The sequence below is a fragment of the Paenibacillus sp. 19GGS1-52 genome, from assembly GCF_022369515.1.
Classification (GTDB): Bacteria; Bacillota; Bacilli; order Paenibacillales; family Paenibacillaceae; genus Paenibacillus_AQ.
This window is the reverse complement of the sequence record NZ_CP059724.1, coordinates 5985418-6008221: the sequence shown is the minus strand read 5'-3', so window position 1 is coordinate 6008221 and position 22804 is coordinate 5985418. Positions and strand designations below refer to the sequence as shown.

General features: G+C 47.9%; 17 protein-coding genes and 1 riboswitch. Of the genes, 13 read left to right on the top strand and 4 right to left on the bottom strand.

The genetic code is table 11. The features are described from left to right. Positions 1–99 precede the first annotated feature (99 nt). Positions 100–298: riboswitch (cobalamin riboswitch) on the top strand. Between the two features lie 173 nt (positions 299–471). The 6 genes from H1230_RS27815 (at position 472) to H1230_RS27790 (ending at position 11113) form a co-directional block, all read left to right on the top strand. Then, positions 472–4986, top strand: a complete 4515-nt coding sequence (locus H1230_RS27815; protein ID WP_239713038.1) for an S-layer homology domain-containing protein — start codon at positions 472–474, stop codon at positions 4984–4986. Positions 4987–5091: 105 nt separating this feature from the next. Further along, a complete protein-coding gene (locus H1230_RS27810) occupies positions 5092–6015 on the top strand; it encodes a DUF4430 domain-containing protein (RefSeq protein WP_239713037.1) in 924 nt (307 codons plus the stop codon). After that, on the top strand, positions 6012–6956 hold the full coding sequence (locus H1230_RS27805; protein WP_239713036.1) for an energy-coupling factor transporter transmembrane component T: 945 nt from the start codon (positions 6012–6014) through the stop codon (positions 6954–6956). The genes H1230_RS27810 and H1230_RS27805 overlap by 4 nt, the downstream gene beginning before the upstream one ends. Next, entirely contained in the window at positions 6872–8563 is a 1692-nt protein-coding gene (locus tag H1230_RS27800) for an ABC transporter ATP-binding protein (RefSeq protein ID WP_239713035.1), read from the top strand. Before H1230_RS27805 ends, H1230_RS27800 begins: the two co-directional genes overlap by 85 nt. A 3-nt stretch (positions 8564–8566) precedes the next feature. Further along, the gene (locus H1230_RS27795; protein WP_239713034.1) at positions 8567–9256 is read left to right on the top strand and encodes an ECF transporter S component; all 690 of its coding nucleotides are present in this window, start codon (positions 8567–8569) and stop codon (positions 9254–9256) included. A 147-nt stretch (positions 9257–9403) separates the two neighbouring features. Beyond that, the gene (locus tag H1230_RS27790; protein WP_239713033.1) at positions 9404–11113 is read left to right on the top strand and encodes a methyl-accepting chemotaxis protein; all 1710 of its coding nucleotides are present in this window, start codon (positions 9404–9406) and stop codon (positions 11111–11113) included. A gap of 231 nt (positions 11114–11344) precedes the next feature. Here the strand turns inward: H1230_RS27790 and qoxD are convergent, their stop codons facing one another. Genes qoxD through qoxA form a run of 4 tightly spaced genes read right to left on the bottom strand, consistent with a single transcriptional unit; the run spans position 11345 to position 15232 of the window. Next, the gene (gene qoxD / locus H1230_RS27785) at positions 11345–11635 is read right to left on the bottom strand and encodes a cytochrome aa3 quinol oxidase subunit IV (protein ID WP_239717601.1); all 291 of its coding nucleotides are present in this window, start codon (positions 11633–11635) and stop codon (positions 11345–11347) included. Positions 11636–11639: 4 nt separating this feature from the next. After that, complete coding sequence (locus H1230_RS27780) at positions 11640–12236, bottom strand: cytochrome (ubi)quinol oxidase subunit III (protein WP_239713032.1); 597 nt, start codon at positions 12234–12236, stop codon at positions 11640–11642. Then, complete coding sequence (gene qoxB / locus H1230_RS27775) at positions 12233–14176, bottom strand: cytochrome aa3 quinol oxidase subunit I (RefSeq protein WP_239713031.1); 1944 nt, start codon at positions 14174–14176, stop codon at positions 12233–12235. Before qoxB ends, H1230_RS27780 begins: the two co-directional genes overlap by 4 nt. A gap of 39 nt (positions 14177–14215) precedes the next feature. Next, positions 14216–15232 (bottom strand): cytochrome aa3 quinol oxidase subunit II, encoded by a 1017-nt coding sequence (gene qoxA, locus H1230_RS27770; RefSeq protein ID WP_239713030.1) that lies wholly within the window; start codon positions 15230–15232, stop codon positions 14216–14218. Between the two features lie 488 nt (positions 15233–15720). On the opposite strand from qoxA, the gene H1230_RS27765 reads away from it, so the two are divergent. The 7 genes from H1230_RS27765 (at position 15721) to H1230_RS27735 (ending at position 22701) form a co-directional block, all read left to right on the top strand. Continuing rightward, the gene (locus H1230_RS27765) at positions 15721–16860 is read left to right on the top strand and encodes a polysaccharide deacetylase family protein (protein ID WP_239713029.1); all 1140 of its coding nucleotides are present in this window, start codon (positions 15721–15723) and stop codon (positions 16858–16860) included. Positions 16861–17040: 180 nt separating this feature from the next. Continuing rightward, the gene (locus H1230_RS27760) at positions 17041–17805 is read left to right on the top strand and encodes an amino acid ABC transporter substrate-binding protein (protein ID WP_239713028.1); all 765 of its coding nucleotides are present in this window, start codon (positions 17041–17043) and stop codon (positions 17803–17805) included. Between the two features lie 30 nt (positions 17806–17835). Beyond that, complete coding sequence (locus tag H1230_RS27755) at positions 17836–18495, top strand: amino acid ABC transporter permease (protein WP_239713027.1); 660 nt, start codon at positions 17836–17838, stop codon at positions 18493–18495. Positions 18496–18510: 15 nt separating this feature from the next. Further along, positions 18511–19254: an amino acid ABC transporter ATP-binding protein gene (locus H1230_RS27750; RefSeq protein WP_275591003.1), complete on the top strand. Its 744-nt coding sequence runs from the start codon at positions 18511–18513 to the stop codon at positions 19252–19254. Between the two features lie 184 nt (positions 19255–19438). After that, positions 19439–19828: a GntR family transcriptional regulator gene (locus H1230_RS27745; RefSeq protein ID WP_239713026.1), complete on the top strand. Its 390-nt coding sequence runs from the start codon at positions 19439–19441 to the stop codon at positions 19826–19828. Then, positions 19821–20723: an ABC transporter ATP-binding protein gene (locus H1230_RS27740; RefSeq protein WP_239713025.1), complete on the top strand. Its 903-nt coding sequence runs from the start codon at positions 19821–19823 to the stop codon at positions 20721–20723. The genes H1230_RS27745 and H1230_RS27740 overlap by 8 nt, the downstream gene beginning before the upstream one ends. After that, positions 20698–22701 (top strand): DUF6449 domain-containing protein, encoded by a 2004-nt coding sequence (locus H1230_RS27735; RefSeq protein WP_239713024.1) that lies wholly within the window; start codon positions 20698–20700, stop codon positions 22699–22701. The genes H1230_RS27740 and H1230_RS27735 overlap by 26 nt, the downstream gene beginning before the upstream one ends. Positions 22702–22804 lie beyond the last annotated feature (103 nt).

The following is a 22804-nucleotide window of genomic DNA, read 5'->3' as shown; positions in this document are numbered from 1 at the left end:
GACTTCTTCCAAATATAAGAATTGAATAATATAAATCCTTGTGAATATATTCTAAACACCTTACAATGAATTAGAACTATTTTTTGAACATTAAAATTAAATATTAATTTTGAAAAAGGTGCAGGTTCTGTCAGAAGAGCCTGCTTAAAAGGGAAGTCCGGTGCAAATCCGGCGCGGTCCCGCCACTGTAAATGCAGAGCAGCTCTTTCATAGGCCACTGTCCTAGAACTAGGATGGGAAGGTGAAGAGATGCGATGGATGCATAAGTCAGGAGACCTGCCTTTTTCGTGAACGTTTCTATTCTTCGAGGGGTGAGAATGTGGAACATATGTAGATTGGTAGTGTCACTGGAGCTTTATGCACCGCAGACCTCAATATATGTATTCTTCCCGGACCGCCCTTTTAGGGCGGTTTTTATGTTGCGTTATAAGAATTTATAATACCCAATTCATTCACAGAAAGAGGTTAACTATGAAGAATATTTTCTCCTCCAAGCTGTTTACGCTTGGTCTGGCCTTATTGCTCGTCATTTCGATTCTAGGTACATCACTTGTTCCGGCTGGACAGGTCTATGCTGAGGCACAGCAGTCCGCTGTACAGGAAGGGACTGGCGTGACTAGTGTGACTGAGGCAACATACGCGGCCGCCGAGTTTATTTTGAATAGTGGAGTAGAGTCGGAATGGCAAGCTATTGGTCTGGCCCAAGCTGGCTATAAAGTACCAGATAGCTATGTTCACTCGCTTGAGAATCAAGTGATGACCGCTCAGGGGAATTTCTCGAATGTTACGGATTACGCCCGGATTGTACTTGCTGCAAAAGCAATGGGTGCCGATCCTGCCCATTATACTGAGCTGGGTTACAATCTGATTAAGAAGATTTATAACAATGATAAGATGAGCGGTCAGACGCTCAATAATCCAGTCTATGCACTGCTGGCCTTGGATTCAGGTCAGTATACCGTTCCTGGTGATGCGTTATGGACAGCGGATAAGCTGCTCACCGAAATTCTGTCCAAACAGAATGCAGATGGCGGTTTTACCTTAAACACGGGAGCTAGCGATGTCGATATGACGGCGATGGTCTTGACTGCATTGGCAGCTCATAAAGATAATTCAGCGGCCAATTCAGCGGGACAACGGGCAGTAGCTTGGTTATCCGCTGCACAGGATGGCAATGGCGGCTTTGGGATTAGCAGCGAGAGTGTCTCACAAGCGATCATAGGTCTGTCTTCTTTTGGAATAGACCCTGCTGGTGCAGATTTCACCAAGAATAATATAGAGCTCGTCGGGAAATTGTTAAGCTTCCACCTCGCAGATGGCAGCTTTGCTCATAGTCAGAACAGCAGCTCTGACGTGTTTGCTACCCAGCAAGGGCTGCAGGCGCTGGTTGCCTATAACCTGTTCACTAAAGGTGGCAACGGTAAATTATACGATTTCTCTAATCCAGCAGTACAGAACCCATTGGTTTATGTTCCGCTTACTATTGAAGGCCCTGAGAGTACATTGGCCCAGGGAAGTGCGTATGCAGGGAATGTATTTGAAGCTTTGCAGAAGCTGGCAGTACAGAAAAGTCTCCCGTTAGTAATCGCTTCAGGCAATTATGTCAAGGGGATTGGAAAAGTTGTGGCTGGAAGTTATGGCGGTTGGGATGGCTGGATGTATGCTGTCTCCCGTGACGGCCAGTGGATCTCTCCGGATGTAGGCATGAGTGGCTTTGTTCTTAAAGCTTCAGACAAGGTGCTGATTTATTATGGGGGAAGCGATACTCAACTAGTTAATTCCGTTACATTCTCTCAGGAACAGCCTAAAGAAGGAACACCTTTTAAGGTTACTGTGACTAAGAAAACATGGGTCTGGAACAGCAAGACATCTACATCAGATCCTGTAACGGCACTGGCTAATGATGTGGAGGTTCAGATTGGAACCCAAACGGTTTCTACAGATACTTACGGAGTAGCAGAGTTTGCAGCCGGTGTTCCAGCTGGTGATTACACGCTGACTATAACCGACTACAAGCCGGGGGAGCTACCCTCGCCGGGGAAACTGCCATCAGTAGCGAAGTATACGCAAGCCTTGCAGGTGGTGCCTCAGAATGTAACAGCCTCGCTGTCTGTCGAAGGACCCCAAGGTCCTATCGCTGCGGGAACCTTACAAGCTGCCAATGCACTTGAAGCTTTACAGCAGCTTACAACATCAAATCATATTCCAATAGATATTACCAAATCTTCATATGGAAGCTATGTATCAGGGATTAATGGAATTGCGAGTGGAACTTACGATGGATGGTGGAGCTTTGTAGTCTCACGTAACGGTGAATGGATCTACCCAAGTGTAGGGATGGATGCTTTTGAGCTGCAGCAATCAGACCATGTGCTTGTCTATTATGCAGGAAGCACAACACAAGTGGTCAATGCTGTGGCCGTTTCCCCAGCGCAACCCCTGCGGGGAGAGGCGTTTACAGTAACAGTTACCCAAAAGGAATGGGTGTGGAATAAGACTACTTATACCTCGGACCCGGTGATTTCACCAGCAGCTAACGTGCAGGTATCCATCGGCGGCAAGACCGAAACGACGAATGCTCAAGGCATGGTCTCTTTTGCTGGAGGACTGTCGGCAGATACTTATACTATAGCGGTTACTGGTTATGTGGCAGATCATACACCGAAGGTGGCTCGTTATACACAGTCACTGGTTGTTTCTTCGCCCTCTGCGACAATCTCCGTAATCGGGGACAGTGCACGTGGAACGATTCTTTCCAGCACGAAGGTCGCTTTGAACACTGGAGATACGCCATACAGCCTGCTAGTCCGCCAATTGGGCAGCAAGGTCACTACTTATGGCAGCGGATCAAGTTTGTATGTGAAAGCCATTGACGGCTTGGCAGAATATGACCGCGGGCCATTAAGTGGCTGGATGTATTCGGTCAACGGGGTATATCAGAATGTTAGTGCAGGGGCATATTTTCTGGGGAATGGCGATACGTTAGCTTGGCGTTATACCACTAATGCTGGAGCTGATTTGGGCCAACCAGCGGATGGTTCGGCAGGAACGGGTGCTTCCGGCGCTGGGGCCGCAGTAAGCATCACTGTAGACAACACGCTGCCGCTTAATCAAGTGGGAGAGACAACAGCTGTTACTAATTTGAGCGCCAAAATGACAGCTGCGCAAGCGGCGGTACTTAGCACAAACTTGGCGGCCAATAAAGTATCCGTCACACAGGAGGTTACAGCAGGTGCAGCGGCTACGCTTACGGATAGTACTCGTGAAGTGCAATTGCAGATCCCGGCTGGAGCGGTCTCGGGTCCAGTCAAGATCACAGTACAGGAGCAGAGCTCAAACCTCAGTGAACTGGTATCCGGTTTGTACGAATTCACTCCTGATGGCACTAAATTCACCAAGCCCGTGGACTTAGCAATTACGATCCCGGTAACCACAAATTTCCCGGGCAATCTGGTTGTGGCTTGGCTCAACAAGACGACTAATCAATGGATTCCTGTTCCATCCAGTCTGGATGTCAAGACTGGAGTCATCACAGGCAAGGTTAGTCATTTCACTTCGTATGCAGTCATTGACCGCAGTAAATGGGAACCGCAGCAGGAACAGCTGAAGAGCGATATCGCCGCTATGGCGAAGAATATTACAGCAGCCGGAGAGATTAGTGCTTGGCAGGCCCTTGGCCTGGCGCGATCCGGCAATGGGGTGCCATCCAGCTTTTTAAATGGAGTGAAAGAGCAGTTAATCGCGAACAAAGGCGAATTCCGCAAGGTAACTGATTATGAGCGACTCGCCTTGGCGGTAGCGGCTAGTGGCGGTGATCCACTGAATATCGGCGGATTTAATTTGATCGAGAAGATATACAACAATGCGAATATGCTTAATCAAGGCAGCAACGGACCGATTTTTGCCCTGATTGCCTTGGATAGCGCAGCCTACAGTGTACCTGCCAATGCACAGTGGAATAAGGAAAGCTTGCTCAAGTGGATTCTGGAGCAGCAAAACACAGACGGCGGTTTCCCGTTGACCGCAGGCGAGGTCAATAATGTGGACATAACCGCTATGGCAGTTGCCGCGCTTTCAGCTCATGGAGAGCAGGCGGCAGTGAAAGTTGCTATCGACAAAGCGATCAACTGGCTGTCACAGCAGCAGTTGGAGAACGGCGGCTATAAGCTGTCCGGTGAGGAGAATAGCGAGAGTGTAGCTCAGGTTATTATTGCTCTGTCCGCAGCGGGCGCAGGCCCTAATGATTCCCGGTTTGTCAAAGCAAAGGGTGGGCTTCTTAGCAACCTGGCAGCTTATAAAAAGGCAGACGGGGGTTACGCCCATGCTCCAGCGGATGCCATAAGCAACAGCCTTGCGACTGAGCAGGTGCTTCTGGCTCTGACGGCCTATGACCGATTCCTGAACGGGCAAGCAAAGCTGTACAGTCTCTCTTCCGTTCCAACTGCCATAAGCGTAATTTTTGATGACGAACAGCAAATTTCGGCTTGGGCGCTGGATGCCGTACATGCGGTCTATGATAGAAAGCTGATGCAAGGTGTTAGTGGCAGCAGCCTAGTGTTTGCACCTAAAGAAAACATTACACGGGCACAGTTTGCAGCACTGCTGCTGAGATTGACCCACAATGCGCCAGCAGCAGCTTCCACAGCACCTGTATTCAGCGACGTAAAAGCTGGGGCATGGTACTATGGAGATGTGCTGAAAGCGAAAGAGCTGGGCATTATTGACGGGATCAGCGCGACAGCTTTTAATCCGAACGGGACAATCACCCGCCAGGATATGGCTGTGATGATTGCCAGAGCGTTTAAACTTAGTGGTCCAACTGACGTACAGAGCTTTAAAGACGAAGGCAAAATCAGTCCGTATGCCTCGATTGCCGTACATTCCGTGGCAGAGTTGGGCTATATGACTGGTTTCAATGGAGCCTTTAATCCTTCAGCCTCTGTCACTAGAGAGATGGCGGCTGCGGTAGCCGTCAGATTGCCCTAAATAATTGTCTTAACGTCCAATTGAAAGTATATAGAGAAGGGATGGAACGGGGGAGGTTATTGCCAGCCCTCGTTCTTTTCCCTTTTTACGGAGGTGTGCAGAATAATGTCCAAACTAGCTACACGTTTACTAAATATTTTTCTGGTAGTCCTGCCCATAACTCTAATCTTGGTGACTGGATGTTCTTCCGGTGAACCGCAAGCTTCTGGTGCAAAAACGACTTCGAACGTTAGCGGTAACTTAGAGAGCAGCGGGGCTGAGGCTGAGGCTTCCGGCTCTGCATCGGTGCCGGAAGCAGGAACAGGGGCGCTGCAGTCCGCGCCTCCTGCCACAGGCGCCAACGCGTCTGCGCAAGCCGCAGCCGCAGGCGAAGGCACAGCACAGCCAGCGACTGCCGCGCCGAGCGGCAAGCCTGCGGCTGCTTCCGGCCCGGAGTCGGCTGCGGCTCCGGCAGGAACCACACCGGCAGCAACGCCAAGTCCGGCTGCCGGCAATGCTGGTTCTGCTTCTAAGGCTTCGCCAGAAGCAGATCACGCAGATGGAGGCTCTCCATCTGCGCAGGTCTCTGCGCCGTCTATAGCTGCTGCACAGCCAACGGCTACGGCCAAGCCGCCGTCCACAGCGAAGCCGGCGACAGCAGTTCAACCCGCAGCTTCGGTGAAACCTGCGGACAATGCAGCAGCAAGCACCGCCACCCTATCCATCGTCGGGGATAAGGAGTTTGGCATTATTATGTCTGCCACCTCAGTGAAGTTGGAGGAGGGCGACAGTGTGCTGGATCTGCTCAAGCGAGTTACCCGCGCGAATAAAATGCAGATGGAATTTAGCGGTGCCAAAGGATTTTCCTACATCGAAGGCATTGATAATCTGTACGAATTCGACCATGGTGCGGAGAGCGGCTGGATGTACCGGGTAAATGGAGAATTCCCGAGCAAAAGCGCAGGGGCCTATACCGTGAAGGCGGGAGATACGATTGATTGGCTGTACACGCTTGATATGGGCAAGGATATCGGAGCCAAGGGGCCATGAACAATGGCTTCCGTTCCATGCATCCAGCCGTAACTTTATTATATTATGCAGGGCTGCTGCTGTTCGCTGCTCTGCTGTTTCACCCCGTGTTTTTGCTTACGGAAATGATTGGAGTATTGGGGCTGCTGCTTATGCAGGGGCAGGGGCGGCATTTACTGCGAGCCCTGCCCTTTTACCTGCTGATGGCCGGTTCCGTTGCCGTAATGAATCCGTTGTTCTCGCATAGAGGCGCTAATATCCTGTTTTATTTGCTGGATCAGCCGATTACGCTTGAAGCCGTGCTCTATGGAGTGATGATGATGCTGGTGCTGTTGACGATTTTTATCGTATTTATGTCTTATAACTACACAGTCACGACAGATAAATTTATGTATTTGTTCGCAGCAGCGGCACCGAGAACTGCGCTGCTGAGCCTGATGGCTATCCGGTTTGTACCGTTGTTCCAAAGGCGTCTGCGCCAGATCACCTTAATTCAGAGCATTAGAGGCATTAACGTTAACTCGGGGAAGTTGCGTAAAAGAATGAAAGACGGTATGACGCTGCTCAAGGTGCTCTTAACCTGGTCGCTGGAGGAGGCGCTGCAAAGTGCCGATTCAATGAAAGCCCGCGGTTATGGCCTCCATAAACGCAGCAATTACGGAATCTACAAGCTGGACCGGCAGGATATCTGGATCTTAATTGTACTAACGGTCAGCGGTCTGTTTACACTGCTTGGCTGGCTGCAAGGATACGCCATGCTGGAGATCTATCCACGCATGAAGCCCGCGGTATTCAGCTGGGACGAAGCTGCAGTGTTCGCGAGCTTTTGCCTGTTCGTGCTGACGCCCTTAGGGCTGGAAGGAAGGGAGAAATGGTTATGGAGATCATCACGGCGGAGCGGTTATCCTTCCGTTACCCCGATGAAAGCAGGGACTCGCTCCATGAGCTTTCGTTCACGGTAAATGAAGGGGAATTTGTAGTGCTCTGCGGACCTTCGGGCTGCGGCAAAACAACACTCCTGCGTCACCTGAAGCGGGAGCTTACACCCGTGGGGACCGGCAGTGGAACGCTCAAGTATAAAGGCCAGCTGCTGGCCGAGTTGTCACCGGAAAGAGCAGCCGGAGAGATCGGGATGGTGTTCCAGAACCCGGATGCGCAGATAGTGATGGATACCGTATGGCATGAGCTGGCTTTTTCCATGGAGAATATGGGTTATCCACCTTCCGTAATGCGCAGCAGACTGGCGGAAATTTCCGGACTGTTCGGGTTGGAGCCTTTGTTATATAAGTCGGTGCACGAGCTTTCTGGTGGACAAAAGCAACTGCTTAATCTGGCCTCCGTCCTGCTGCTTCAGCCCAAGCTGCTGCTGCTGGATGAGCCGACCTCACAGCTGGACCCCGTGGCTGCAAGGGAATTCATCGGAATTCTACAGCGTTTGAATGAGGAAATGTCGATGACTATAATCATCAGCGAACATAGGCTGGAAGAGGTGCTGCCCTTAGCTGACCGTGTCCTGCTAATGGAAGATGGGGCCTTGAAGGCCTACGGCAGCCCGCGGGAAATGGTGCGGAGGATCGGCAAAGAGCTATCTCCGTCTCATTTAGCTTATTTGCCTACGGCAGCCCGCCTGTTTCTGCGACTCTCGCCTGAAGCGGAGTCTGCGGAGCTGAGTTCTCTTCCGCTGACCGTTCGCGAGGGCAAGCAATGGCTGCAAAAGCGGCAGTTATTGGAGACAGCAGCTGGAGAATCTGAGGTTGCTGGATTTGCGGCAAATGCAGGGCAATCCACCGATGGTGCAGCCAGAGTCGCAAGATCACGGTCGTCTGCCAAACAAGCAGAGGTACTGCTGAACTGCCGTGAGGTTACCTTCCGGTATGAGAAGGATGGACCGGAGGTGCTGAAGAAGCTGTCATTATCGCTGTTTCGGGGGGAGCTTCTGACCATCATGGGCGGAAACGGTGCGGGGAAGTCCACACTGCTGCATGTGATCAGCGGCCTTGCGAAGCCACAGCGAGGCAAGGCAGAGCTCGCCAAAGGAGTAAGCGCCGGATATCTGGCGCAGAATCCGTTACTCTATTTCAGCCAGGACACGGTATTGGAAGAACTGCAGCATATGGCGCAGTATGCCAGGATGACGGAAGCAGAGTCCCAGCATGAAATTGCAGGATTGACCGATATCTTTCAGCTTCAAGACCTATGGGGAAGCCATCCGCAGGATATTAGCGGTGGACAGCAGCAGAAGGTCGCGCTGGCGATGGTATTGCTGCTGAAGCCTGATATCCTGCTGCTGGATGAGCCTACCAAGGGATTAGATCCTGGGGCAAAGGAAAGTTTGGCCTCGCTGCTGCAGCACTTGCGAAGCCGAGGGGCAAGCATCGTCATTGTGACGCATGATGTGGAGTTTGCAGCCAAATATGCTTCACGCTGTGCGATGCTCTTTGACGGAGGTATTACGGCGGAAGGTGCGCCGGAAAGCTTTTTTAGTGCGAATTATTTCTATACTACAGCTGTAAACCGCATGGTGCGGGATTGGCTGCCGCAAGCATTGACTATAGAGGATGTGAATTAAGCAATGGCCCGATTTCGCTTTCCGCTCCTGATTGCCCTGGCGTTATTTGTAGTGATGCTGGCGCTTACCGCCGCACTGAAGGACCGTCATTATATCCTGCTTAGTCTGGTAATGGTTGCTGCAGCGCTGTTTCCGCTATTTGTAAGATTGGAGCGCAGAGCTCTTGAATCGCGCGAGCTGGTACTGTTGGCTGTATTATCTGCTGTAGCAGCCGTCAGCCGGATTCCTTTTGCAGCCTTGCCCAGCGTTAAGCCGGTGTCGGCAATCGTAATCCTTTCGGCCTATGTTTTCGGAGCGGAGGCAGGATTTATCATTGGGGCAGTTGCTGCGCTTGTCTCCAATGTTTATTTTGGTCAAGGCCCCTGGACGCCCTGGCAGATGTTCGCTTGGGGAATGGTCGGCCTCACGGCGGGCTGGTTGCGCAATACCAGGTGGATGCGAACAAGAACCGGGATGCTAATCTTCGGCTTCATCTGGGGATTTCTGTTCGGCTGGATCATGAATATATGGTATATTATCAGTTTGCCTGATGCCTTTAGCTGGGGCCTTGTGGCCGCTGCGTATGCTTCCAGCTTTTATTTTGATCTGGCCCATGCTTTATCCAATGTTTTCTTTCTATCCCTATTGGCTGGAGGCTGGATCAAGGTGCTGCAGCGTTTCCGCAAGAAATATGGTCTGCTGCAGCAGGAATAAAGACCCACTAATAGGGTTAGTTTCAGGACTCATACGACATATTTTCTATAATTCGACAATGTTCTCAGTATTGATGTCATGTATTCGATCTTTTTCACCGATATACTAGGTGTATGCGTAAAGTCATCTAGAAGGCGGGATCAAGACATGAGGAATTTGCAAGTGAAACACAAAATGGCACTACTGATGGTAGTAGTTATTATAATGCTTCTGGCAATAGGGATTACCGGCATTGTCACAACAGATAAAATGGCTGGCAGATCAACGGATACCTATAATGAGAACCTGCTCCCAATTTCCTATATAACACAAATACGGGGTAATAATCGGGCTATTGAATCTTTTTTACTAGAAAATCTATTGTCAACGGATGATGCAGGGAATAAGGAGCTTACTAACAGCATCAAGCAAAATATTAAAAAGAACGATGATCTGTTAAGCAAGCTGAAGCTGATCTCCTTCAAGGATAATACTGTTACCGGAAAAGTTAATGAGTATATTTCCTTGCTGTCGAACTATCGTGCCCAACGCGATAATATTGTCCAGCTCGGCGATAATAATATGAATAATGAGGGGTATGACTTATTCTCCGGAAGTGAATTTAGTAGTTCCCGAGAGAAAATGGTTGCTCTACTTGATGATACAGCTGAATTGCTGCTTAAAGATGCTGCGGTTCATAACACGGATACCGTAGCCAGCGCAGATAAATTCAAGATGCTAAATATTCTTTTTATTACTATTGTTTGGATCATTTGTGTTTGGATCAGCGTGATCATCACCCGGTTAATTACGAAACCGCTGAAAGAGCTGCAAGGATTGATGAAGCGTGCGGAAGAAGGAGATCTGACAGCTGCAGTTGTCTATGATTCCAATGACGAGATCGGCCTTATTAACCGTTCCTTTAATAGCATGCTTGGCAGTCTGCGGACAATGATGCAGGGGGTTACGGAGAGTGTAGAGATGTTATCGGCTTCAGCGGAGGAGATGAGTGCAAGTGCGGTGCAGACCTCGCTGGCTTCTAAAGTAATTGCCGAGACCTCCGGTGAGATTGCAGACGGCTTTGATGAACAGCTGGGCAGCATTAACCGTACTTCGCAATCCGTGCAGGCTATGGCAGAGGATATATCAGCAGTTGAACGCAGCAGTAATGAGATGTCAGATCTTATGAGTATAGCCGCCGTTGCAACGGACCGCGGTGCGGAGGCTGTACATCAAATCATCACTCAAATGAAAGAAATCGACACAAGTGTGACAGAGAGCCAGGAGGTTGTCAGTAATCTGGGTAGACTTTCGCAGGAGATCAATACCATTATTACTACTATTAACGAAATTGCCAGTCAGACAAATCTATTGTCGCTTAATGCGTCGATAGAAGCATCCAGAGCTGGCGAGCATGGCCAAGGCTTTGCTGTAGTTGCCGAAGAGATTCGCAAGCTGGCGGAAGCAACGGGGGTAAGCTCGCTGCAAATTACAGACATTATTACACACATTCAGCAGCAAACCGGAAGTGCCGTGGAGTCGATGGTACTGGGTTCCCGGTTAGTGTCGCATGGTGTAGCGCAAAGTGAGCTGGTATCCCAGGCTTTTGTAGAGATTCAGAACTCTATAAAGGACTCGACCCGTCAGACTGAGGAGATCAGAGCGGCTATGGGTCATATTTCAAAAGAATCACAGGGCGTCGCTGAGGCTATGGATCAGGTTCAAGCGATCTCGAATAAAGGAGCAGAGGACATTCAAGACACAAGAACTGCTAGCGAGGAGCAACTTACTGCTATGGGGGAAATGTTGGCTTCAGCTCAATATCTGGCCACGCTGGCAGAGGAACTGCAGAAGAGTCTATCGCGGTTCAGGTTATAGCTACTTGCACTTCGAAGTTATAAAATATAAAAGACTAGCCAGTCTCCAAGTATCGGAGACTGGCTAGTCTTTGTTTTGCTCCGTAGCGGCGACACAAACGAGATGATTTTTTGGTATGTCGTTCACGTAGAGATGCTCCAATCGCCTGCGGAAACTTCCTCGAAAAAAAAGGGCTATCCCTTCAGCCATTTTCATGGCTTGTGGGATAGCCCATATTCATTTCAAGAGGAGTTAAGAATACCAGCCCCATACGAAGATAAACAGTGTTCCGAATATCGTGACCAAACCCACAAATAATGCGTAGGCAATATTGAGGTATAATTCTGTTTTGGTCTCGGCATTTTCTCCGATATGCATGAACAGGAACAGCTGCAACGATGCCTGAATCAGTGCTGTAATTAACAGAATAACGATATTTGCTGAATCAGACAGATCAGCATAAATCACAGTGAGTGCAGCGGCAGAAAGGACAAGAGAGGCCAGATAACCCATCACATGGCGAATTGGAAACAGTTGCTTCATCATGTCACATCAGTCCTTTCAGGTAGACGAAGCTGAAGATAAAGATCCAGACAACATCTAGAAAATGCCAGTACAGTGAGAAGATAAAGGTCTTATTGGCGGTAGCTGGGTTAATCCCTTGCCGCCAGACCTGGATCAGGATTGCCGAACCCCACAAGAAACCAAAGGAAACGTGAGCTCCATGCGTTCCGAGTAGTACAAAGAGACTGGACAAGAAGCCGCTGGTCTGGAGTGTAGCTCCCTCATGAATATAGGTGACGAATTCCGAGATTTCAATACCAAGGAAGCCGAGACCCATCACGAGTGTTAAGCCGATGAAGACCATCATAGCTTTCTTGAAGCCGTGACGCATGGCATGAACGGCTAGGCCGATCGTGAACGAACTTGAGAGCAGAAGAAAGGTCTCAAACAGCACAGGGGTAATTTTAAATAACTCACTACCGTTAGGGCCGCTTGCAAAACGCGTTACCATGACAAAGTAAACGGTGAAGAGAGTGGCGAACAGCGCAATCTCGGCTCCAAGAAACACCCAGAAGCCAAAAATTTTATTGCTGTTCTCCTCAGTCGAATATTCCAGCGGCTTAGACGCATCTATTTTCATACAGTCTCACCCCGCAATTTCTTTTCTGTAGCTATAACTTCTTCGGCTGAAATATAGAACCCGTGATCGCGGTCAAAGGACATGGTGGCCATGACAATAACGATACCCACTGCTGCCACAATCGCCGGAATCCAGAGACTGAATACCATGGAGAAGCCAAAGATGAAGAAGATAACGCCCATGATAAACGGCTTGCCAGTGTTGCTAGGCATATGAATTTTGGTGATTTTTTCCTCAAAGAGCGGGATATTATCTACCTTGGAAGCCCAGAAGGCATCGCGAGTTTGTACTTTTGGAACAATGGCAAAGTTATAAGCCGGAATTGGACTATTCGTTGCCCATTCCAAGGTACGTCCATCCCAAGGATCTCCGTTCGTATCCTTTGGCATATAACGTGTACTCCAATAGATGTTGTAGACCAAAATGACAAACCCGATACACAGACCAAGCGCCCCGACAAAAGAAAGCGAATTGAGCGGACCAAAGCCTGTTTCTGCAGAATAGGTGTATGTCCGGCGAGTCATTCCCATCAGTCCCAACAGGAATAGAGGGAAGAAGGTTACGTTAAAGGAAATGGCAATCCACCAGAAGGCATGTCTGCCGAGGCGGTCATTTAGGCGGAAGCCGAATACTTTAGGGAACCAATAATGGAAGCCTGCAATAACAGCAAATACCGCACCAGGAATTAGAACGTAGTGGAAATGCGCTACCAGGAACATGGTGTTATGGTACTGGTAATCGGCACTGGCCATCGCCAGCATGACACCGGTCACCCCGCCAATCGTAAAGATTGGTATAAAGGCTAGCGTGTATAGCATAGGGGTGGTGAAGGTGATTCGCCCTTTTCGGAGGGTAAATAGCCAGTTGAATATCTTAACCCCTGTCGGTACAGCAATAGCCATCGTTGTAATGGAGAAGAAGCCGTTGACCATTGCCCCTTGGCCCATGGTGTAGAAATGGTGAGCCCAAACCAGGAAGGACAAGAGCGAGATAATCACCATACTGAAGACCATGGAGGTGTAGCCGTACAGGTTCTTCTTGGAGAAGGTCGCGATAATCTCACTGTATATACCGAAAGCCGGCAATACAACGATGTAGACCTCGGGATGTCCCCATACCCAGAACAGGTTGGCCCAGAGCATATCCATACCGCCGTTCGACATGGTGAAGAATTGAGAGCCGAATAGCCGGTCAAACATCATCAAGGCAAGTGCTACGGTCAGCACTGGAAAAGCGAAGACAATAATTACGTTCGTAAGCAACGCGGACCAGATAAACATAGGCATCTTCATCAGCTTCATGCCTGGTGCACGCATTTTCAGAATCGTCACAATAAAGTTGACGCCTGTGAGCAGCGTACCGATACCGGATATCTGCAGGGCGAGGGAGTAGTAGTTGTTACCTACTGTTGGACTGAACTCCAGACTCGCGAGCGGGAAATATGCGGACCAGCCAGCATCAGGCGATCCCCCGATAACAAATGAAATATTTAGCAGCATCGCTCCGAAGAAGAAGAGCCAGAAGCTGACGGCATTCAGACGAGGAAAGGCAACGTCTCTAGCCCCGATCTGCAAGGGAACGATAACATTCATCAGTCCGATGATAAACGGCATTGCCATAAAGAGGATCATGATCAAGCCGTGAGTGGTAAAGACCTCGTTATAATGCTGCGCATCTAGAAACTTCATTTCCGGCGCTGCGGTTTGCAGGCGCATCATCATAGCGTCGACGCCACCGCGGAAGAGCATAAGCAGCGCAGCAAGGATGTACATAACCCCAATACGTTTATGATCTACTGTGGTTAGCCATTCGCGCCAGAGGTAGCCCCATTTTTTAAAATAGGTTAGACCGATGATAATTCCGATCGTAGCCAGAGCGATACTAATCATTGCTCCGTAGATCAACGGTTCGCCATGCACCTTAAATCTTTCAAAATCCATTAGGGTAGCTCCTTTCAGGTTGTTCAATTAAGCTGTAGCTTAGTTGCTTTGGTGTGTATGTTCTTCTACCGCTGAGGTAGGTACAGGCTCATCAAGCTCAGGATTAGGCACACTGTCGAATTCTGTTTCACTTTCTGGTGCCGGAGAAGGATGGATCTTTGTGTTATCCTGATGCTCCATGCTTCCGTTATCCATATCCATGTCCATACCGTCCTCGGAATTCATTTCACCATGATCCGCCGGAGGTGGACTAAAGGTCAGATGGGTCGAGGAGTAGGTTTTACGTCCGAGATGCTCCATCGCCAGCAGACTCTTGAATTCTTCTTCTGTGAGCGCTGGTGCGGTTTCCTTAACCTCTTTCACCCATTTATCATAATCCTTGGTATTCATGGCCAATGTCTCAAACTCCATGTAAGCAAATCCCCTACCGCTGAAGTTCGCGTTCTTACCAATAAAAGAACCTTCAGAGTCAGCGACCAGGTTGAGCTTTGTAAGCATATTGCTCATCGCGTACTTCTGGCCCGCTAATTGAGGAATCCACAGACTGGTGATGGTCCCGAAAGAATACATACGGAATTCTATTGGGCGGTGAGTAGGAATGTTAACGTAGTTCACCGTCTCAATGCCTTCCTCCGGATAGCTGAAATGCCATTTCCAATTCGATGAAGAAGCGTAAATAACGAGCGGTGTCTGATTTTTATAATCCGCTGGAACGTTTTCTACAGCATTAGTCGTCTTAACGGTAATGACGGAGAGGAAAGCCACAATAATGATAGGAATAGCAATCCAAAGTGCTTCCAGCCATTTATTGCCCTCTTCATGTGGAGGTACATAACCCTCATTACTTTTTTTGGCACGATATTTCACAAGGATAAAGATGTATAAGATGTACACAACAGCCAGAACACCGAGCATCACAAGAATGGAGAGGATGATCGTATCCGATATCGTTCGTGCGGCTGGCCCCTTCGGATTTAGAACAGTGAGTGAACTGCACCCTGGTAAGAGGAAGACAAGACTGAGAAATAAAACATATAACGGCCCCTTTTTATTCATGTTGTACTCCTTCCTTATATAGTACTTTTTCATTAGCCGAAAACTTTAACCTCTATCTATAGTAAGAATTTCGCGGAGATAATGCAAAAGACATATTTTAGATATTTTACTAAAAAAGACCTTAATAATGGCGATCTAGTTAAATATATGTGATCATTTTGTTACGAACATCTAATGATATGATAAAGATCACTGTAATGGCGCTGCTTTCTTTATTTTTGTCATTGTTCGAAAAAAGTTCAACGATTATGTATTGTTACTTAATTTGTCACATTTATTTTACTCAAAAAAACCTAAAATTAAGCGCTTTCTTGCCAATGCGACAGGATTCGACAGATGTTGCAGATCGCTGTGATATGAGGTTGGCTCGCTTTTTAAATTGAAAAGGTAACAATTCGTCTGTATTCGGTTACAATCTCTCAAATTCCAATCTATTTATCTATGATAAAGTAAAAGGTAAATATACATAGATAGGAGTTTGCTGCTTAGTGTCTACAAAGAGAGTAGTGTTATTATTTATCGGTTTATTCATCAGTTTATGTTTGACTATGGAGTCGGGAATAGCCAGCGCAGCGAGTGATAAATCCCTTAAATTGGGGGTTGATGATCATTTGACTGATATTGAAGCTGTATCTGTAAAAGATTCATATTATGTTCCGCTTCGTGACCTGGCGGGTGTACTGAATTTGACGCTAACAGGCTTACTGGACGGGATAGAAGTTAAGGGACAGACGCGATCACTTAGACTATTAAAAGATAATGCCAATGCCGTTCTTCAGGATGGAAGCACGATATCGCTCGTCACATTCCAGCAACAGGGAAAGCTGATGGTTCCGCTGCGAATGGTCGCTTATCTTGGGTTTACTATTTCCTTTAAGCCTGAAAAATATTTATTGAGGGTAGAGGATGCGACGGCTAAATTAACGGATGATGCATTCTTAAGTCAATATAGTAATGACTTGAAGCCAGCAGAACCACCGGCATCAGCTCCGGAAGTAGCCACTGCGAAACCGGGCACCACCGTATTTCTGACCTTTGACGACGGGCCTTCGGCAACGACCTCGCAGCTGCTGGATATCTTGGAGAAATCTGATGTTAAGGCAACTTTTTTTATGCTGGGGCCTCATATCAGTAGCTATCCAACTCAGGTGAAACGTATAACGAAGGACAAATATGGAGTGGGCTTGCATGGGATGACACACCGTAAAGAGAAGTTTTATGCTTCACCAGCGGCGGCACTGGCAGAAATGCAGGGGGATAACGCAGTGTTGAAGAAGGTAACGGGAGTGGGTACTACGCTAATCCGACCGCCTTATGGAAGCAAACCTTATTTTACCCAGTCGTTCAGGGATAAGGTATTAATTCAAGGTTATCACCTGTGGGATTGGAACGTAGACTCGGAGGATTGGAAGTATAAGGAGGATAGCGAGACGATTTATAATTTGGTTATGAATCAGGTTCATAAGCTTAAGCGGGCTAAGGTCAACCCGGTGATTCTGATGCATGATCAGAAGGCGACGCTAAAGGTTCTGCCGCGTATTCTGAACTCTCTGAAGAAGGAAGGATATCAGTTCCAGATTATTACGAATGATCTGCATCCGGTGAATTTCTGGAAGGATGAACGGTAATCACTGTAACTTATATGTTTTCACACAATAACTTATCCTTATACTTCTCTTCTTGAACACAGATAAGTCTCTCTCTTCTATCGACTCAGTTCACATGCTATGTTATCATTATAGTCTGATAACGTGTTAACGAACTAAAGCACGCTGTGAAGTGTGTTATTTTCTAGGGGGAATAGAGAGATGAAGAAAAAAGGATTGTTGATTCTGATATTAGTTGTAGTCATAGCGGCATTGGCGGGTTGCTCCGGTGGCAATGATGGCAAGCTGGTGATCGGAATAGATGATAAGTTCGCGCCAATGGGCTTCAGAGATGACAATAATGAGATTGTTGGTTTTGATATAGACTATGCAAAAGCAGCGGCTGAGAAAATGGGTAAAGAGATCACCTTCCAGCCGATTGACTGGTCTGCCAAGGAATCGGAGTTGAATAGCGGACGTATTGATATGATCTGGAACGGATATACGATCACGGATGAACGTAAGGAAAAGGTATTGTTCACTAAACCTTATTTGGAGAATAGTCAGGTTGTAGTCGTATTGGCCGATTCAACGTTAGCAAAGCTCGATGATCTGGCTGGCAAAGAAGTCGGGCTGCAAAGTCTCTCCTCGGCTGCTGATGCACTCGATGCAAGTCCAATCAAAGAGAAAATTGCCAATGTCTCCGAATATCCGGATAACGTACTTGCCCTGACAGACCTCAAGACCAAACGTCTCGATGGCGTAGTCATAGATGAAGTGGTAGCAAGATATTACATGTCCAAAGAACCGGATAGCTACAAGCTGCTGGATGAATCACTTGCGCCTGAGCAATATGGCATCGGGATCAAGAAAGGCAATGAGGCGTTGCTTACAGAGCTGCAGAAGGCTCTGGATGAGTTGAATAGCGATGGAACGGCCGCTGAAATTTCAACGAAGTGGTTTGGGGAGAACAAGGTACTGAAATAGATTGGTATCATTTAGGAGTCGGTAGTAGACATGAATGTGGAATATATAATAAAGATTGCCGGGCCTATGCTGGAGGGAGCGCGGACCACTGCGTTGCTGTTTCTGATCGTCATCGCGGTGTCGATTCCATTAGGATTTCTGGTTACATTGATGGCAAAGAGCGCTATTAAGCCATTAGCATGGATCGCACATAGTTATATTTACGTTATGCGCGGCACGCCGCTTTTGCTGCAGTTGCTCTTCTTCTGTTTTGGACTGCCGCAGATTCCGGTGATTGGGCAGTATCTCGTTATGGATCGTTTTGTCGCAGCCAGTTTAGGTTTTATTCTTAATTATGGTGCTTATTTTGCCGAGATCTTCCGCGGGGGGATGCTCTCAATTGATAAAGGACAGCATGAAGCGGCCAAGGTATTGGGTCTCAGCAAATGGCAGACATTGCGTAAGGTTATTGTTGCTCAAATGTTCCGGGTCGCTTTGCCTGCAGTAGCGAATGAATCAATCTCTCTAGTCAAGGATACTGCCCTATTGTACGCTGTTGCCGTACCAGAGCTGCTGAATTATGCCAAAACAGCAGTGAACCGTGACTTTACAGTAACCCCATTTGTCGTGGCTGGTGTGATTTACTTGCTAATGACATTGGTCTTGACGTTATTCTTCAAGGCACTGGAGAAACGCTTCAAATTCGAATAGAAGGACTGTCCAAATATGAGTAGCATGATAGAAGTAAAAGAGCTGCAGAAATCATTCGGCAGCCTCGAAGTGTTGAAAAAGGTTACATTTGCTGTGAATCCTGGGGAAGCCGTCGCAGTCATTGGGCCTTCCGGTTCCGGGAAGAGCACCATGCTGCGCAGTCTCGTGCATCTGGAGGAGGCTACCGGTGGCAGCATTATCATTCACGGTAAACCTCTGGTCAAGGACGGGAAATACGCTAGCGCTGCTGAGATTCGTGAGATTACCGCCCCCATGGGAATGGTATTTCAGCACTTTAACCTGTTCCCCCACTTAACGGTACGTGGGAATTTGGAGCTTGCTCCGCGTACGCTGAAACGGGAGAGCATTAAGGATATCACCGCCAAAAGTAAAGACCTACTCTCCAAGGTAGGTCTTACCGATAAGGGTGACGTGTACCCTTCCATGCTGTCCGGCGGACAGAAACAGCGGGTAGCCATTGCCCGAGCGCTCATGCTGAATCCGGACATCCTGTTGTTCGATGAACCTACCTCTGCATTAGATCCTGAACTAACCGGTGAGGTGCTGCGTGTCATCCGCCAGCTTGCTGAAGAGAATATGACAATGATCATCGTTACGCATGAGATGAACTTTGCCCGTGATGTAGCGGATCGTGTGATCTTCATGGACAATGGGGAGATTGCAGAGTCTGGAACACCTGAGCAGATATTCGGCAGCCCGCAGCTAGAGCGGACTCGAATGTTCCTGAGCCGGGAGTAGGCGAGCTATTCTAATACTTAAATATAATTGCTAAAGAATAGGGCTGTCCTATTGTAGATTCTTTCTATCTACGAGGGGCAGCCCTATTTGCTGTTGACATAAAGTCATAACTGTATTAATAATAGTAGTACAGTTAATACACCTAGCAAATACGCTGATGCAACAAAGTGAAGGGAGGATTGTCATGTTCGAACTGGACGTTCGCAGTCGCAAGCCGATTTATGAGCAGCTGATTGATAAGGTCAAGGAGATGGTCCAGCATGGTATTTTGCAGGCGGATGAACAGCTGCCTTCCGTACGCACCTTATCCTCACAATTGACGGTGAACCCCAATACCATTCAGAAGGCGTACCGAGAGCTGGAGCGTGAGGGATATATCTACTCACTGCAAGGGAAGGGAAGCTTCGTCTCCCCCCTGCAGCAGGGACAGAATGAATCCAAAAAAGCAGAGGTGCGGAATGAATTGCTGCGGTTAATGGCAGAGGCGGTTTATCTCGGATTTACAGCACTAGAGATCAGTGCGTTATACCGCCAAGTAGAAGAGCAGAGAGAAAGGGGGAAGAATAGTGATTGAGATGCGGGGAGTCACAAAGTTGTTTCAAGGCGAGAAGGCTGTAGATGAAATTTCGTTAACCGTACCCAAAGGAACGATCTATGGGCTGTTGGGTTCGAACGGTGCAGGTAAGACAACGCTGCTCAAAACGTTGGCTGGTATTTACTCGCCGGAAGCGGGGACGGTGAAGGTAGAGGGGGAACCCGTTTTTGAAAACCCGGGTATGAAGCAGCGAATTATGTTCATGCCGGACAGCCCTTATTTTTTTCCGCAATCCTCGATCAGACAAATGGCCGCGTTCTACCAATCGATTTACCCACAGTGGAGCCAGTCGAGGTTTAGGGAACTCGGGGCAGTCTTCCCACTGGATACGAAGCGCAAGCTTAGTCGTTTCTCGAAGGGGATGCAGCGGCAAGCGTCCTTCTGGCTGACACTCTGCTGTATGCCGGATGTTCTTATTATGGATGAACCGATTGACGGACTCGATCCGGTCATGCGGCGGCAGATCAAGAATCTGCTGTTTCAGGAGGTTGCCGAGCGCCAATTGACGGTCATTATTTCCTCACATAATCTGCGGGAGATAGAGGATCTGTGCGATCATGTAGGGATTATGCATGCCGGTAAAATGCTGATTGAGAAGGATCTGGATGATCTGAAAGCAGACACACATAAGGTACAGGTTGCCTTCCGGGATGAACGGCATGAGGCGGCAATATCCGCCAAGCTGCAGGTTCTGCATCAGGAGCGTCGGGGCAGTGTCAATTTATATATTGTTAAAGGGGAATCCGAGCGGATTGCTAAGGTTTTTGAGGTTTATGAGCCTTATGTATTCGATCTGCTTCCACTAACTTTGGAAGAAATCTTTATTTATGAAATGGGGGATGCCGGATATGACGCCCAGCCGATTATTCTTTAATAGCAGCATCATTCGCCAGAACCTTCGCCAACATGGCTGGATCGGTATTATATATGCTCTTGGTCTATTGTTCGCACTACCAATGCAGCTGTTCATGAGAGAAACACCGAATTCGCTGCCGCAGGAGATTAAGAATTTATTCCAAATAGGGAATGGCATTCAATCGCTGTTTATTGTTGTATTCCCTGTTGCTGCAGGGCTGTTCCTGCTATATTACCTTCAGGCCAAATCACCGTCAGATCTGTGGCACAGCCTTCCTTTACGTAGGGAGCATCTGCTTACCACCCATCTGTTGAGTGGGCTGCTGCTGCTACTGCCTCCAGTCTGGCTGACTGCTGCGGTTACCGCGGTCGTGCGGCAATGGGGCGGGAATATGTTTATTTACGAGGGTGTGGATATTTGGAACTGGTGCCTAGTTGTAACTTTGCTTACCATTTTTCTATTCTGCTTCAGTCTGTTTGTAGGAATCTGTACAGGCCAATCCATTGTGCAGGGAATTATCACATATATTCTTCTGTTACTTCCGGCCTTTCTGATAACATTAATGAATTCTCATTTATCCACTTATTTGTACGGTTATCCGCATGTGTATAACGTTAATACCAGTGCCGAGGCATGGTCTCCTCTTATACATATCATGAACATAGCGGCTAATCCCTTTAGTATGAAGGAAATGTGGATTTACGGGGCTTTGTCTGTCTTCTTTATCGCCTTGTCTTTCCTGCTATACCGTAAGCGTCATGTGGAAAAAGCAGGCCAGGCGATTGCCTTCACGGCTTTCAATCCGCTCTTTAAAGCAGGCGTAATGTTCTGTGCGATGCTGATCTCCGGAACCTATTTCACCTCCGATAAGCAGCAGTTGGGCTGGGTGATTGGTGGATATGCGATAGGAGCGGTGATCGGCTACGTTATTGCAGAAATGATTCTCCGTAAAACCTGGCAAATACTCACTCGCAGAGTTCCGTTGGAGTGGGCAGTTTATACAGTATTGATAGGCCTGCTTTTATATATTCCAGCATCAGGACTTACGGGGTATGAGAACAGAGTACCTTCGAACGATAAAATAAGCGGCGTTTATGCAGGCGGGAATTACTGGATGTGGGGTTACGATCAAGGTTCGCTTGCCGATGCGCCGACAGATCATGTCCCCTTTTCCAATGATAAGGATTATATCGAGGCTGTTCGTAAGCTGCATCTTGCACTAACCACTGTACGTCCCGAGGTGGATACCCAGTCTGTGGCCAATTATACCCGTTTCCAATCCTTTACCTTGGTGTATCGGTTGAATAACAGCCGTAAGCTGGTAAGAGAGTATCTGGTGCCGATCAAAGGTTTCGAACCGGAACTAAAGGCAGTGATGGAGACGGAAGCTTACAAGAGAGAGGCTTATAATATGTTTCAGTTGGAGGAGAACACATACAGAATAAGGTTAAGCAATCGAGATAAAGCAGTAGATATCTCCAATCCTGTCGAGATCGCTGAATTCAAAGAAATTCTGAAACGGGAAATTCTCAACATGTCTTTTGAAGAACAAACAAGCGATAGGACGCCAGAAGCTTATATAGAGGTGTACTCTGATCAGAAGCAAAACGTAAATCGTAGTAGTCTTTTTTATGAATGGGAGCCCTTTTATCAGGAAATGGAGAGCTGGCTGGTCGAAAAAGGATATGCCGATAAAGTTCGCACGACTGCTGCTGAGATTAAATCCGCCGAGATTATGAAGGATGACTTTGACGGCAGCCTTTCAAATGAAGAAGTGTATAATCCAGAGAAACATGTTGAGCTTGCACGTAAGGAGAAGCAGACGGTTATAACCGTAGACAAGACATTGATTACCACCATTCTGGAGCAGGAGCGGGACTTTGCAGCTAGGCACGGAATGATTCTTGTGCGAATGGAGTATAAGAACGGCAACATTGAATATGTTCAATTGGAGGATTCTGATCTGACACCTGCGCTCAGGGCTTTACTTCCTTAGGTGATGTGTATATGGCTTGCAGGTCAGACGCTGAAGCAGTATATTTATTAAACAATCAGGTCATGGATGATATAGTCCATGGCCTTTGTTCTATTTTGATGCG

Bases quoted from the DNA above. Each gene is read 5' to 3' on its own strand.
- H1230_RS27815 (WP_239713038.1), top strand. From the start codon at position 472: ATGAAGAATATTTTCTCCTCCAAGCTGTTTACGCTTGGTCTGGCCTTA.
- H1230_RS27810 (WP_239713037.1), top strand. From the start codon at position 5,092: ATGTCCAAACTAGCTACACGTTTACTAAATATTTTTCTGGTAGTCCTG.
- H1230_RS27805 (WP_239713036.1), top strand. From the start codon at position 6,012: ATGAACAATGGCTTCCGTTCCATGCATCCAGCCGTAACTTTATTATAT.
- H1230_RS27800 (WP_239713035.1), top strand. From the start codon at position 6,872: ATGGAGATCATCACGGCGGAGCGGTTATCCTTCCGTTACCCCGATGAA.
- H1230_RS27795 (WP_239713034.1), top strand. From the start codon at position 8,567: ATGGCCCGATTTCGCTTTCCGCTCCTGATTGCCCTGGCGTTATTTGTA.
- H1230_RS27790 (WP_239713033.1), top strand. From the start codon at position 9,404: ATGAGGAATTTGCAAGTGAAACACAAAATGGCACTACTGATGGTAGTA.
- qoxD (WP_239717601.1), bottom strand. From the start codon at position 11,635: ATGAAGCAACTGTTTCCAATTCGCCATGTGATGGGTTATCTGGCCTCT.
- H1230_RS27780 (WP_239713032.1), bottom strand. From the start codon at position 12,236: ATGAAAATAGATGCGTCTAAGCCGCTGGAATATTCGACTGAGGAGAAC.
- qoxB (WP_239713031.1), bottom strand. From the start codon at position 14,176: ATGGATTTTGAAAGATTTAAGGTGCATGGCGAACCGTTGATCTACGGA.
- qoxA (WP_239713030.1), bottom strand. From the start codon at position 15,232: ATGAATAAAAAGGGGCCGTTATATGTTTTATTTCTCAGTCTTGTCTTC.
- H1230_RS27760 (WP_239713028.1), top strand. From the start codon at position 17,041: ATGAAGAAAAAAGGATTGTTGATTCTGATATTAGTTGTAGTCATAGCG.
- H1230_RS27755 (WP_239713027.1), top strand. From the start codon at position 17,836: ATGAATGTGGAATATATAATAAAGATTGCCGGGCCTATGCTGGAGGGA.
- H1230_RS27750 (WP_275591003.1), top strand. From the start codon at position 18,511: ATGAGTAGCATGATAGAAGTAAAAGAGCTGCAGAAATCATTCGGCAGC.
- H1230_RS27745 (WP_239713026.1), top strand. From the start codon at position 19,439: ATGTTCGAACTGGACGTTCGCAGTCGCAAGCCGATTTATGAGCAGCTG.
- H1230_RS27735 (WP_239713024.1), top strand. From the start codon at position 20,698: ATGACGCCCAGCCGATTATTCTTTAATAGCAGCATCATTCGCCAGAAC.